Raw genomic sequence first — 13,125 nt, 5'->3', positions numbered from 1 at the left:
TGTTACGGAGAAAGATGAAGCACGCAAATCTCAAATCACAATCACGAGATTCGAGAATGAAGTTATTTCATCCTATTTTAGAGATATTCCAAAAGGATCGAAAACGAGCCTAGAGGAACAAGGAATCTCTGTTGAGGAAACGTTTCGCCTTTATCCCACGGGGGAAAATATTACGCTCGTTCTTTTGCACCCTAAGCCTAAGAGAACTGAACTTAGAATATATATGAAGGCTGGCGTTTTCAAACCATCAGCGGGGTTGATTTGGTTTGTCTTTCTTAAGGATGGCGAAATTTGGATCGGCGCACTTGATGAATATTCGGTTTTCGAAATATCGGAAGGGAAAACAAAAACTGCGAGCCAAGATACCTTAATTGATTTCTCAGATGATGAATTCCAAGCAGCTTTCCAAAACGAAGTTGTGCCAGAGGCAATAGAGCAAACGATCAAAAGAATTAAGCGAAACCCACAAATAGCACAAGATGCACTTAAAAGATCAGGATATGTATGCGAAATGCTGCCAGATTACCCTAAATTTATTTCAAGGAGTAGCCAGCGCCCATATTTGGAGGCCCACCATCTTATTCCAATTGGAATACAGCCAAAATTTGAGACCAGCCTCGACGTTCAAGAAAACATATGTATACTCAACCCCTATGCGCACAAGATGGTGCACCACGCTACATATAGTGAAATACGGGATCATATTAAGAAACTCGCTGCGCCCCGTGAAGGCTTTCTTAAGTCTCTAGAGCTTAGTGTGGATGATGTGTTGAGGATTTACGGCGGAACATGAAATGACCGAGTTCAAATTCATTGATCTTTTCGCCGGAATTGGTGGATTTCACATTGCACTGAAGTCTTTAGGCGGCAGTTGTGTGTTCGCGTCTGAAATTGATGAAAAGGCTAAAGCGACCTATATCGACAACCATGGTGGTAACGTTTCTGGAGACATTCGGAAAATTACGGGCCCAGAATTGTCAGATAATCATGTTAATTCAACAGTTCCAGACCATGACATCCTAGCGGCTGGCTTCCCGTGCCAACCGTTTAGTTTGGCAGGAGTTTCGGCGAGGAATCATTTGGGACAATCGCATGGGTTGCTAGATGAGACACAAGGCACGCTATTCTATGATATTGCACGGATAGCGATGGTGAAAAGACCTGCCGCCTTGTTGCTGGAAAATGTTGCTAATATTGTGAGCCATGACGGGGGGCGTACCTTTGCGACTTTGAGATCTGTTATTGAAAAAGAGTTGGGTTACGAGTTCCATTTTCAAGTTTTGAACGCGCAAACGCTTGTGCCTCAACGCCGCCGCCGATGTTTCATAGTGGCGCTTCGTGATCCGATTGGTGACTTTGAATTTCCTGATCTAGCAGGGGATCCGATCCCTCTGCGCAGTGCGCTCGAGAAGAGTGTGGATGAAAAATATACGATTTCTGACCGTAGTTGGGCAGGCCATCAAAGACGCACAAAGAATAATTTAGAACGGGGGACAGGGTTTACGGCATTTGAAGCTGATCTTGACCGTCCCGCAAATACGTTGGTGGCACGATATTATAAAGATGGAAAAGAATGTTTGGTTCCGCAAATAGGAAAAAACCCAAGATTTTTGACGCCAAGAGAATGTGCACGATTGCAGGGCTTCCCTGAAAGTTTCACACCGCACCCGACGCGTTCGGTTGCTTATAAGCAATTTGGCAATGCGGTGCCCGTGCCGTTAGTCAAAGCCGTTGCTCAAAACCTTTTGGAGCAAATATCTGTTTCAAGCACACAACAGAACAAAACTCAAAGTAAAGAAGTTTGCCGAATGGTGGGCTGATCCCCCCACCAAATCACCCCCCTTGCGTCATACAACCGCCCAATTCCTCTGCGATCCATCCGCCAAAGCAGTATGGAGCGGGTTTGTTATGAAACTACAGATATTCGGGTTTGCAATCGTGGCGGCTCTGGCCACCGGCGGGGTGGATTACACCATGCAGTCCACAAGACTGGGCCAACCGTTAGGCCAGATCGGGCTAGCCGCCTATGTGGACACGATCTCTAACCGTTATAATACCGCAAATGCGGCCAATGCGCTGAAAAGTCGGCAAAAGCAGGCGGCGAAAACCCATTTGCCCGAAGCGCCGGAAGGATGGACGCGGCGCAATTGGGAGGATGGCGATAATGCGCTACTGGAGCCGCCCGCGCGCGATTTGACATCGTTGGAGAGAAAAGCCGCCAAAGCGCGGGAATTGTCGCTGATGATGGCGGGGATGCTGGCCGAGGAAGTCAAAGGCGGGCCGCGTTTGCGCCGCACGGAAATCTGGGTTTACGAGCGGGGGGACGAGATTATCGCCCTGCGTGCAAAATATACCAAACCGGATGCGAAGCCGTCATTTTCAAGCATGGTTCAAAGGGTTGCCGACGCCAACATTCGCGGTGTGGCCGAGGCCCGTGGGTATGCGGTGATTGCCGGTGTGGCCTATGGCGAAATCCGTCCTGTTCAAGGGGACGAAGCGCTGGCCAAATATCGCGGGTTTTCGGCCAGCATGGGCGACAATGTGATGATTTCGGTGCGGGCGGTGGCGTCGGATGAAGCGATCCGGTCGATGATGGCGGCGATAGATTACGACGGGTTGAACGGTATGCTGGACCCGCCGCTGGAAAACGTTGGCCGTCAGGCGCCTGTGGTTGAGCAAGCGCAGCAGGCGGCATTGGCGGCGCAGATGTTGGAGCAAAAGCGGGGTGTGTTGCGCCAGAAGGGATTGATCGCGGTTGTCGAACCCGAGGTTGTTGAAGAAGTGGTTGTTGAGGTGGTGCCGGAAGAGGCAGCCGAGACCGAACCCAAGGGAATCGAGGTCGGGTTTAATGCGGTGGAGGTTATGCCGGGGCTGAAATGCGAGCGCAGCAATGTGAGCCAGATTTGCGTAACGCCACCTGACGAATAGAAACCCCGTGCCTTTAGGGCAGGCCGGTTATGTCGTTTTTGTCTCGCAACGGTCGGGGCGTGTTTGACCTTGGCTGGTTAAATCCGGCACAAGACTCCCAGCATACAGATTCCGGGAGTCGTCATTATGAAAACGCACGTCAAAGCATTGGTTGTCGGGGGCGGGGCTGTTGGCACGTCGATTGCGTATCATCTGGCCAAGGCGGGTTGGGATGATGTGGTGTTGCTGGAGCGCGATGAGCTGACGTCTGGATCGACGTGGCATGCGGCGGGGTTGTTACCGTTGTTCAACATGTCCTTTGCGACGACGCACATCCACAAATATTCGGTCGAGTTTTATAAATCGCTTGAGGCCGAGACTGGTTTGAATGCCGGTTTTGCCGTGGTTGGCAATTTGCGGATGGCGCAGACGGATGCGCGGATGGACGAATATATGCTGTATGCGTCCACCGCTGAAACCTGTGATGTGCCGTTTGAATGGCTGACGCCCGCGCAGATCAAGGAGCGCTGGCCGTTGATCCGCACCGATGATCTGAAGGGGGCGCTGTATCATGCCACCGATGGTTATATTAACCCTGCCGATATGACGATGGCGATGGCCAAAGGTGCGCGGCAACGGGGTGTCGAGATTGTCCGCAAGATGCAGGTCGATGCCTATCACTGGAACGGTGACGCGTGGGAAGTGACCTGCACCAAGATGGTGGAAAAGGGCGGTAATCTGGTGCCCTCGGATGAACAAGTCGTGGTGACGGCCGAGCATGTGGTGACGGCGACGGGGAACCATGCGCAGCGCACCGCACGGCAGTTGGGCATCAAGATGCCGGCGATCCCTGTGGAGCATCAGTTCATCGTGATGGAGCAGGATCCCGCATTGGTGGAGTTTCGCAAGGACCATCCCGAGCATCCGGTTATTCGGGATGCCGATGCGCAGTCTTATGTGCGCGAGGAACGGGGTGGCTGGATACTGGGGATTTACGAGAAAAAAGCGCCTGCGCGGTTTGAGCACGGGGTGCCGGACAGTTTTAGGGCGGACCTGTTCCCGCTGGCGCTGGACCGGATCGAAGAGCAGTATATGGCGATGATCCACCGTATTCCATCGTGTGAGGAAAGCGGTTTGAAGGATGATTTCAACGGGCCGATTTGTTATACGCCGGATGGTAATCCGCTGGTTGGACCCGCACCTGGATTGCGCAATATGTGGCTGGCCGAGGGGTTCTCGTTCGGGATCACGGCGGCGGGGGGCACGGGGTATTATCTGGCGCAGATGATGGTTGAGGGCGAGGCCGAGATTGATATGGCGTCGCTTGATCCAAAACGGTTCGGGTCGTGGATGACGACCGAATATGGCGCGCGCAAGAATGAGGAATGTTACGATCACGTTTACATTCTGCATCATCCGGATGAGGAGCGTCCTGCCTGTCGGCCTCTGCGCACCGCCCCGTCCTATGAGCGGATGAAAGCGGCGGGGGCACAGTTTGGCTGTGTGAATGGCTGGGAGCGTCCAAACTATTTTGCGCCTGAAGGGTTTAATGACCATGACGCGCGGTCGTTCAAGCGGGGCGGTTGGTGGCAGTATGCGGTCGAGGAGGCCCGTGCGATCCGCGAGGGCGTGGGGATGATTGATGCGACGGCGTTCACCAAGCATCGGGTCAAGGGACCGGGGGCGACGGAATTTCTGGACTGGTTTACCTGTAACAAACTGCCGCGCGTGGGGCGGATCAATCTGACCTATGCGCTGACAGCGGCAGGGACGACTCGGACGGAATATACGATTGTGCGCGAGGGCGAGGATGAATATTACCTCGTGTCCTCGGGTGCGCTAACGGATTATGACGGCGATTTCCTGCGCAAGGCAGCGGCGGACAAAGCTGGTGAGTTTGGCTATATCGAAGTGCAGAATGTTACCACGCAATACGGTGTGTTTGCGATAGCAGGGCCAAAGTCGCGCGATGTGTTGAAGAAGATCATTATTGATGCTGATCCGGCGACGGCGTTATCAAACAAGCGGTTCCCGTGGTTGTCGGCGCAAAAGATCGAACTGGGGATGTGTCCGGTGGATGCGATCCGCGTTGCCTATACAGGTGAATTGGGTTGGGAGCTGCACCACCCGATTGAAATGCAGAACTATCTGTTTGATCTGATCATGGCTGCGGGTGAAGAACACGGGCTGAAACTGGTCGGGGCGCGGGCGCAGAACTGGTTGCGACAGGAAAAATCCTATCGTGCGTTCGGCACTGAATTGGGGCGGGATGCAACGCCGCTTGAGGCAGATTTACCGCGCTTTGTGAATATGGATAAGGAGTATCAAGGCAAGGCGGCGATGCTGGAGATTGGTATTCGGTCCAAATGTGTGACGGTGCTGATTGACGGGCCGGACGGGGCCGATCCGTGGGGTCGCGAGGCGCTGTATGATGGCGATAAACGGGTTGGGCGGCTGACGTCTGGTGGCTATTCGGTGGCGTTCGGGAAATCCATCGGCATGGGGTATGTACCGCCGGAACTGGCCCGTATCGGCACCAAATTGAAGGTGCGGATATTCCGCGAATTGTGGGATGCGGTGGTGGTTGAGGACAGCCCCTATGATCCCAAGAATGCGTCCATTCGGGTGGATGGGTAAAAGAGATTCTATGCCTGCGGCGCGGATATTTAGGGAACGAAAATGGGGGCGGCTGTGGATACTGAAAAGTCTTTGGAAGCTATTCGGGCGCGCCTTGGGGATGCGGGTGTCGAGGTTGGCTTTGTGCTTGGCTCGGGTTTGGGACATTTGGCGGAGGCGGTCGAGGGTGAGGAATTCGCTTATTCCGAGTTGTTCGGGTTTCCTGCTGGCGGGGTTTCGGGGCACAATCCCAAGCTGGTGATTGGTGAGTTGGAAGGGGTGCGTGTGGCCGTATTTGGCGGGCGGGCGCATTACTATGAGCATGGTGTGGCCGATGCAATGCGGGTGCCTTTGGAGGTTCTGGCGGGGCTGGGAGCAAGGCAGTTGTTTGTGACCAATGCGGCGGGGTCGTTTCGTAAGGATATTCCACCTGGTGATTTGATGCTGATTTCGGATCACATCAATTTTTCTGGTCGCAGCCCATTGATTGGCGAGGCAACGGATCGGCGGTTTGTTAACTTGGTCGATGCCTATGATCCTGACCTGCGGGCGCGATTGGTAGAAGTTGCCAAAGGTGTGGGGATAGGCCTGAAGGATGGTGTTTACGCGTGGTATTCAGGCCCGAATTTTGAAACCCCTGCCGAAATTCGTGCGCTGCATATTCTGGGTGCCGATGCTGTGGGCATGTCGACTGTGCCCGAGGTGATCTTGGGGCGGTTTCTGGGCCTGAAATGCGCTGCGGTGTCGGTGATCACCAATATGGCGGCGGGCATGAGCGATGAGGTGATCAGCCACGCGCATACCAAAATGATGGCACCCATCGGGGCGCAAAAGCTGGAACAGTTGATCCGCGGATATTTGCGCGGGCTTTAGTGGGTGTCCCCGAATATGCGCCACGCCAGCCGTGTGCGGCAAAAAACCGTCCATAAAGTGAGCGTTGCGAAAGCTGGCGCGAGCCACTGAAAGCTGGCGGGCCAAAGCAGACAGATTGCGAAAAAGGTGATGGTTTCGGTGCCCTCGATCAAACCCGTCGCGTGGAAGTGGGATTTTTCGCCGTTCAGGCGGGTCTCGTGCTGGAATTTTTCAGCGAGGATGGCGTAGCCTAGAAAACTGGCGGAGTTGATGAAAAAACTGGCGAGCAGGATGGCGCCGCCGATGCCGTTTAGCGCAGGGTTATAGAGCACAAACCCGACAGGCAGGGCCGCGTAGAACGTGAAATCTGCGAGGATGTCGAGGTAGCCGCCAAGCGCAGATGGCGAGGAGGCGCGGGCAACGGCGCCGTCCAGCCCATCCATAAGGCGAGAGGCAAAGGCGAAGAACAGAGCCAGCCAGAATGCACCCAGTGCGATACAGAGTGCGGCGATCAGGCCGGATGCCAAGCCGATTGCGGTTAGGGCGTTTGCCGAAACGTTGTGCCGTGCCAGCCAATTGGCGCTGTGGTTCAGCGTGCGGTCGATCAGGGGGCGTAGGTGACGGTCAAGCATTGGCTGGCCTTTGATAAGATATCTGACCAATCCAGCATAACGATCATGGGTTGTTGGGGCCAGTGCCAGACGCACCGGCCCCAATGGTATCTTAATTCTTACGACCAAAATCGGCGGGGGTGATGACGGTGTCGCCGTTCCGATCCATTGTGGCGAACCAATCAGGTGTTCTGGCCATGAATTCATCGCGGCTGACCATGCCATCGCCATTCACGTCATTGAATTCCATTGACATTCCTTGGCCTTCGCGGTCTTGTCCGCCTTGGCCCCGACCCTGCCCTTGGCCGCCTAGTTGTATGTTGGCGTGGTCGTTGGCGCGGGCCTCGTCAAACATGGCGTAATCGCTGGTTGATAGAAAGCCGTTATCGTCTTCATCAAAGGTGAGGAAAATGTCGCTGCGTTTTTCGGTGGCTTCGGCCAGAGTGACCTGACCATCTTCATTTGCGTCCCAGTTTTCGATGAAATGGGTGCCCGGGTTGCCTTGTTGGGCGTAAGCGGCGGAGCCGAGAGCAATGGCGGCGGTCAGAAGGAGGATGCGTTTCATATCGTGGTCCTTTTCATATTCAGGTTGTTGAATTCATAAGGGTAATACGCAGCCCCGTTCGGTTTCCGTCGCAAATATGAAAAATTTTATTTTTTCACCATCTGGTCCCATGCTTCCAGTGCTTTGGCGGCATACATCAGTGCAGGGCCGCCGCCCATCTGGATGTTCATGCCCAGCACGTCGGCCAGCTCATCGCGGGTGCCGCCAGCGCGGATCAGGGCCTCGACATGAAAACCGATACAGGGCTCGCAGCGTTCGGATATCGAAATGGCGAGCGCCAGAAATTCTTTGGTTTTCACATCCAGTGTGCCGTTGTCTTTGACGGCTTTACTAAGGGTGCCAAAACCGGCGGCAGTTTCGGGGATCAGTTTGTTCATTTCGCGAATTTTCGCCCGCATGTCGCGGCTGTTTTCTTTCCAGTCCATCGTGGGAATCCTTAATGATTATCACGCTGATTTGACGTAATTCGCCTCAGCAGTCTTTGACCTTGGTCAATAAGATAAAAATAGGGGCTGAAGTGACTGACGCGCTTTTATTGTGCCTGTCTTGCGGCAAATGCATCGGTCAGGTGTTCGACAAACCACAGGGTCAGGACAAAGGCGACGATGCAGATCATGAAATTTACCATCAGGTCGGCGGTCTTTTTCCAGCGTGTGTCGGGTCGGGAGAACAGGCTGATGTTTGTTCGTAATAACAGTCGCGAGGTCAAAAACCGAACAGGGTGGCGGACAAAAACCAGTAGAGGATTGCGAAAATGGTTTGGCCGGTGTCGGCCCAAAGATACCTTGCGATTCCAACGGTGCTGATCCACCGCACCAGATCAAAGATATCATGGGCGGCCCGATCAAGGGTTTTGGCAAGTTTGCTGGTCCATGGGTTTAATGTGGTCTTGGATGTCATTTAGTGGCCTCCCTGTAGGTGAGAACGTAATGAAAATGTGGCAATCGGTGTTGTAGCGGGTATGAAAAAGTGAAGCATAAGATGGCGTATAACTGAAATGCTTCTGCTGATTGTTTCAATCACCTTTTGATGATAATGATGTAAGGCATTGTTTTTATGTAATTTATATGATCGTGAGATCGTATGTTTCACGTAAGATCACACATTGGGTATAACTTTAGCGGGTGGATTGTTTTGTGGCCAAGTGCAGCGCACAGTTGTTGGTATAAAAACACAACAGGGAATAGAACAATGAAACCGGAAAATTCAAAAGCAATAGTAGGCGGCATTACCGGAACAATCGCGATGACCTTGATGATGATGTATTTGGCCCCGATGATGACAGGAATGCCGATGGATATCGCGGCAATGCTGGGTAATATGTTGGGTGGATGGACGATGGGAATGATTGCGCACCTGATCATGGGCATCATCGTTTTTCCGATGATTTATGTGTTGGTGATCTATCATTTTGTCCCTGGCCCGCCGCTGGTGCGTGGGTTGGTTTACGGGGTTTTGTTGTGGGCGGCTGCAGTTGTGGTGGTGATGCCGATTGCAGGGGCCGGTGTGTTGATGAGCAATGTCGGCGGGATGATGGCCGTTATTGCAGCATTGATCGGGCATCTGGTTTATGGCGGGTTGCTGGGCGCTATTGCGGGGTATGGCCCAACACGCAAAACCTAGGATGAAAATCGCGCGGGGCTGAGAGCTTTTACAATCGTGGGGGCCAGTCCTGGCGTTTTTCCTGTGAGCAAGTCGGCAACGAGGTGGCTGGCGGCGGGGGCGGTTTGGAAGCCGTATCCGCCTTGGCCGCCGAGCCAGAAGAACGTGGGGTCTGTGACGTCACGCCCGATCACCAAACTGCGGTCCGGCGCAAAGGTGCGCAGGCCTGCCCATGAAGTTTCAAGCCGTGTAACGGGCTCGGTCACCATTTCCTCGTATCGGGCCAGGCCCTCGGCCAGCACCATGTCGTCGACCCATGCGTCGTGGGGATCAACGGGGTCCTCATCCGATGGCGAAACGATCCATTTGCCAGCGTCGGGTTTGGCATACCAGCTTTCATTCACCCCATCGATGAACGGCCAGTCGCGGGTGTCATGACCGCCGGGGGCGGGGATGCGAGCCATGGAACGGCGATACGGTTGGAAGCCGATCCGTTTGATGCCGGCAAGGGTCGCGATTTCATCGACCCAGGCACCAGCGGCGTTGATCAGGGTTGTGGCGCTGTAGGTTTGGTTGCCTGCCGTGACATGCCACGCCCCGCCGGATTTCATGATTTTAGTGACGGGGGATTTGGTGTGGATTTTCGCCCCTGCGCGACGGGCATTGGTGGTGTAGGTTTGCAGCAACCGGTCGGCATCCAGATCATGCGCATCGGGGCGAAAGGCGGCATAGGCGCAGGTTTTGGGGTTCAGGATCGGGATTTTGGCGTGGGCGTCGGCCATGCAGATTTCCTGCATGCCAAAGGCCGCGTGTTCGGCTTTGAAATCATCGTATTGGTCGGTGCGCGCGACCAGCAACATACCGCGCGGCGACAGCACGCCGCCGTCTACAGTTTCGTGGTGATCAACGCTGGCGTAGTTCAAGGCGCGCACGGTGTCGTTGCCGTAATCCTTCAGAAACATCGCGGCGGATCGGCCCGAGGCGTGGTAGCCAAGTGAGTCTTCGGTTTCAAGCACAGTGACACTGGCGTGGGGTGCGAGGGTGGCAGCGGCGGACAGGCCCGCGATGCCGCCGCCGATGATCAGGATATCGGTTGTCATACGTCGTCGAGCCTGTCTGTTGCGGGGGGTGGTGTTGGCGCAAGTGCTGTGATTTCGGCGTAAAGTTCTGCAGGCATTTTATAGCCGAGCGCATCAAGCGAGGGCTGTAACTGTTCGGGCGTGCGGGCGCTGATGATCGGGGTGGTGACGGCGGGGTTTTGCGCGGCCCAAGCCACAGCGAGCGTGGCGGGGTTGATGTTTTCCCGTTTTGCGATGGTGGTCAGGTCAGCGGCGGCCTGATGCATCCAGTCCTGCCCATAGCGGATGGCATAGCCTTTGTCGGTGACGATACGGCCGGTGTTGCCAGCGGTGTATTTGCCAGTCAGCAGCCCGCCGCCAAGCGGAGAATAGGGCGCGACGTTGAAGCCCTCGGAGGCGGCCATCGGCAGGGTTTCGACTTCGACCTGACGTTTGACGAGGTTATACATCGGCTGCAAAATATTGATGGTGGTGCCGAGTTTTTCGGCCACGGCCTGGGCTTTCATCACTTGCCAAGCTGAGAAGTTTGATACACCGATGACGCCGATTTTGCCCTGTTGTTGCAGGGCGGCGAGGGCCTCGAACGATTGTTCCAGCGGGGTGTCGCCATCCCAGCGGTGCAGGTAGAAAACATCGATAAAATCCATGCCCAGACGGGTGCGGCTGGTATCAAGAGATTTGGTGATATTGGCCGCTGTGCTGGGGCCGGAAAAATCGCATTTGGTGGCGATGACCAGCGCGTCGCGCTCATTGGCAGCAAACTGGCCCAGCAGGGTTTCCGAGGCACCATCGGCATAGACGAATGCGGTGTCAAAGAAGGTGATACCGGCGGCGCGGCTGGCATCATACATGGCGTGGCTTTGGGCAATATCGGCACCGCCGCCAAACTGCATGGTGCCAAAGCAAAAGGATGAGGACGGGGTGCCGTTCGGGCTGATCAATGGGTTTTTCATGGGGGGACTGTGGCACGGGTTAACCAAAAGGAAAAGGTCCAGCCGAGGCTGGACCTTTGTATTTTTTCCCCTGCCACAAGGGCAGGGCGATTGGCGCCTAGTTTGGAACTTCGCCCTCAATGCCTTCAACGTAAAAGCCAAGACCGGCCAGTGTGCCGTCGTCGGCGACTTCGCCGTCTTTCAGCCAGACCGAACCGTCCTGTTTGTTCAGGGGGCCAGTGAAAGGATGGTAGGTGCCAGCAGCGATAGAGTCGGCCAAGGCCTGCGCTTCAGCAGCTACATCGGCAGGGATTTTGTCGGAGAATGGTGCCAGAACCACCATACCCTCTTTCATGCCATCCCAAGTATTGCCGGTTTCCCATGTGCCATCCAGAACGGCCTGTGTGCGGGCCACATAGTAAGGGTCCCAATCGTCGATGATCGCGGTCAGCTGTGCTGTTGGGCCGAATTTGATCATGTTCGATGCTTGACCAAAGGCATAGATGCCTTTTTCTTCTGCAATGGTCATCGCAGCCGGTGAATCTGTGTGCTGCATGATCACGTCAACGCCTTGTTCGATCATCGCAGTCGCGGCGTCGGCCTCTTTGGCGGGATCAAACCATGTGTAGACCCAGACGATTTTGAATTCGACATCGGGGTTTACTTTTTTGGCGTGGATGTAGGCTGCGTTGATGCCACGGATAACTTCGGGGATCGGGAAAGAGGCGATATAGCCGATTTTGTTGGTTTTGGTCATGCGCCCGGCGATGGTGCCGATCACAGCGCGACCCTCATAGAAGCGGGCCGAATAGGTCGCAACATTGGGGGCCTGTTTGTAGCCGGTGGCGTGTTCAAACCGCACGTCGGGGAATTTGGCAGCAACAGCGATTGTCGGGTCCATATAGCCAAAGGATGTGGTATAGATCAGTTTGGTGCCCGACAGTGCCATTTGTGTCAGCACGCGTTCGGCATCGGCGCCTTCTGGCACACCTTCAACGAACGAGGTTTCGACCTTGTCGCCCAGTGCAGCCTCAATGGCTTTGCGCCCCTGATCGTGCTGGTATGTCCAGCCGAAATCGCCAGTTGGCCCGATATAGATAAAGCCGACTTTCATTTTTTCTTGGGCGAATGCCGCTGTTGTCAGGCCAAGCGCCAGAGCGGCCCCCGCCAGAATTGTTTTGATAGATGTCATGTTAGTCTCCCTGTTTTGGTGATTGAGCAGAATCGGTATGCTTCTTCTTTAATGGTTTTGGCACGGATTGTGTCTCTAAAAGTGCAGCTGTGACGATCGCGGCTGGCACGGCGACCACACCAAGGCCGATGAACAGCACAAAAGTGGTGAATATCCGTCCGCCGGTGGTGATTGGCACCAGATCGCCGTACCCAACCGTGGTGAAGGACGCGACCGCCCACCACAGGCTGATCGGGATGGACGAGAACGCCTCGGGTTGGGCCTCGTGTTCAAACAGGTAGATGCCCACAGCGCTGACATAGAGCACCAGTGAGGCGAGGATCACGAAGATGATCAGTTCGCCGCGGACCTCGCCAAAGGCGCGAGTGAGGCGGTCGAACGCATTCGAGGTTCGGAACAGTTTCAGCAGGCGCACAAGCCGGATCAGTCGGATGGTGCGCACCACTTGCCATTCGGCCTGAATCAGCGCCAGCGCAGGCAGGCAGGCCAACAGATCAATGATGCCCCAAAAGCTGAAGGCGTATTGTAGTGGATGGGCTGAACAGGTTAGGCGCAAGATATATTCAGCAACAAAGACAGTGAGCACGAAGACCTCGAACCAGAACAGGGCAGCGTGTATGTTGGCTGGCAAGCTGTCGACAGTTTCAAGCGCAATGGCGATTGCCGACAACAGGATCAGCACGTGCAGGATCAGGGCGACAGTGCGCCCCACTTGGCCGTGGTGCCCGTCCAGTATTTCGATCACATCGCGGCGTGTCATAGTCGGTGC

General features: G+C 54.9%; 15 protein-coding genes. 7 read left to right on the top strand and 8 right to left on the bottom strand.

Annotation, left to right across the window (positions count from 1 at the left end; all coding sequences use genetic code 11):
• The 5 genes from ACWB12_RS02465 to ACWB12_RS02445 form a co-directional block, all read left to right on the top strand.
• Positions 1-793, top strand: a 793-nt coding sequence (locus ACWB12_RS02465) for an HNH endonuclease (protein WP_479528476.1), incomplete at its 5' end; no start/stop codon positions are given.
• 1 nt (position 794) lies between these two features.
• The gene (locus tag ACWB12_RS02460; RefSeq protein ID WP_479528475.1) at positions 795-1,820 is read left to right on the top strand and encodes a DNA cytosine methyltransferase; all 1,026 of its coding nucleotides are present in this window, start codon (positions 795-797) and stop codon (positions 1,818-1,820) included.
• Between the two features lie 88 nt (positions 1,821-1,908).
• Positions 1,909-2,928, top strand: coding sequence for a hypothetical protein (locus ACWB12_RS02455; protein WP_479528474.1), 1,020 nt, complete (start codon positions 1,909-1,911; stop codon positions 2,926-2,928).
• Between the two features lie 126 nt (positions 2,929-3,054).
• Positions 3,055-5,544: a GcvT family protein gene (locus ACWB12_RS02450; protein WP_479528473.1), complete on the top strand. Its 2,490-nt coding sequence runs from the start codon at positions 3,055-3,057 to the stop codon at positions 5,542-5,544.
• Between the two features lie 42 nt (positions 5,545-5,586).
• Positions 5,587-6,396, top strand: coding sequence for a purine-nucleoside phosphorylase (locus tag ACWB12_RS02445; protein WP_479528472.1), 810 nt, complete (start codon positions 5,587-5,589; stop codon positions 6,394-6,396).
• Here ACWB12_RS02445 and ACWB12_RS02440 read toward each other — a convergent pair.
• The 3 genes from ACWB12_RS02440 to ACWB12_RS02430 form a co-directional block, all read right to left on the bottom strand.
• On the bottom strand, positions 6,393-7,007 hold the full coding sequence (locus ACWB12_RS02440) for a CDP-alcohol phosphatidyltransferase family protein (RefSeq protein WP_479528471.1): 615 nt from the start codon (positions 7,005-7,007) through the stop codon (positions 6,393-6,395). The two genes, ACWB12_RS02445 and ACWB12_RS02440, sit on opposite strands and share 4 nt — an antisense overlap.
• A gap of 91 nt (positions 7,008-7,098) precedes the next feature.
• Entirely contained in the window at positions 7,099-7,551 is a 453-nt protein-coding gene (locus tag ACWB12_RS02435; RefSeq protein WP_479528470.1) for an EF-hand domain-containing protein, read from the bottom strand.
• A gap of 86 nt (positions 7,552-7,637) precedes the next feature.
• Positions 7,638-7,976 carry a carboxymuconolactone decarboxylase family protein gene (locus tag ACWB12_RS02430; RefSeq protein WP_479528469.1) on the bottom strand — a complete coding sequence of 113 codons (339 nt, stop codon included), beginning with the start codon at positions 7,974-7,976 and terminating at the stop codon, positions 7,638-7,640.
• 92 nt (positions 7,977-8,068) lie between these two features.
• Here ACWB12_RS02430 and ACWB12_RS02425 point away from each other — a divergent pair, with 92 nt between their 5' ends.
• Positions 8,069-8,242, top strand: a complete 174-nt coding sequence (locus ACWB12_RS02425; RefSeq protein ID WP_479528468.1) for a hypothetical protein — start codon at positions 8,069-8,071, stop codon at positions 8,240-8,242.
• A gap of 14 nt (positions 8,243-8,256) precedes the next feature.
• Here the strand turns inward: ACWB12_RS02425 and ACWB12_RS02420 are convergent, their stop codons facing one another.
• Positions 8,257-8,451 (bottom strand): hypothetical protein, encoded by a 195-nt coding sequence (locus ACWB12_RS02420; protein ID WP_479528467.1) that lies wholly within the window; start codon positions 8,449-8,451, stop codon positions 8,257-8,259.
• A gap of 291 nt (positions 8,452-8,742) precedes the next feature.
• Here ACWB12_RS02420 and ACWB12_RS02415 point away from each other — a divergent pair, with 291 nt between their 5' ends.
• Positions 8,743-9,174 carry a DUF6789 family protein gene (locus ACWB12_RS02415; RefSeq protein WP_479528466.1) on the top strand — a complete coding sequence of 144 codons (432 nt, stop codon included), beginning with the start codon at positions 8,743-8,745 and terminating at the stop codon, positions 9,172-9,174.
• Here ACWB12_RS02415 and ACWB12_RS02410 read toward each other — a convergent pair.
• The 4 genes from ACWB12_RS02410 to ACWB12_RS02395 all read right to left on the bottom strand — a co-directional run bounded on the left by ACWB12_RS02410 (position 9,171) and on the right by ACWB12_RS02395 (position 13,116).
• Positions 9,171-10,253, bottom strand: coding sequence for an NAD(P)/FAD-dependent oxidoreductase (locus ACWB12_RS02410; RefSeq protein ID WP_479528465.1), 1,083 nt, complete (start codon positions 10,251-10,253; stop codon positions 9,171-9,173). The two genes, ACWB12_RS02415 and ACWB12_RS02410, sit on opposite strands and share 4 nt — an antisense overlap.
• A complete protein-coding gene (locus ACWB12_RS02405) occupies positions 10,250-11,185 on the bottom strand; it encodes an aldo/keto reductase (RefSeq protein ID WP_479528464.1) in 936 nt (311 codons plus the stop codon). Before ACWB12_RS02405 ends, ACWB12_RS02410 begins: the two co-directional genes overlap by 4 nt.
• A 97-nt stretch (positions 11,186-11,282) precedes the next feature.
• Positions 11,283-12,356, bottom strand: coding sequence for a BMP family ABC transporter substrate-binding protein (locus tag ACWB12_RS02400; protein ID WP_479528463.1), 1,074 nt, complete (start codon positions 12,354-12,356; stop codon positions 11,283-11,285).
• Between the two features lies 1 nt (position 12,357).
• Positions 12,358-13,116 (bottom strand): ion transporter, encoded by a 759-nt coding sequence (locus tag ACWB12_RS02395; RefSeq protein WP_479528462.1) that lies wholly within the window; start codon positions 13,114-13,116, stop codon positions 12,358-12,360.
• Positions 13,117-13,125 lie beyond the last annotated feature (9 nt).

This window comes from Profundibacter sp., from assembly GCF_056498605.1.
The sequence above is the reverse complement of the archived record's forward strand: the minus strand, read 5'-3'. Positions and strand labels throughout refer to the sequence as shown.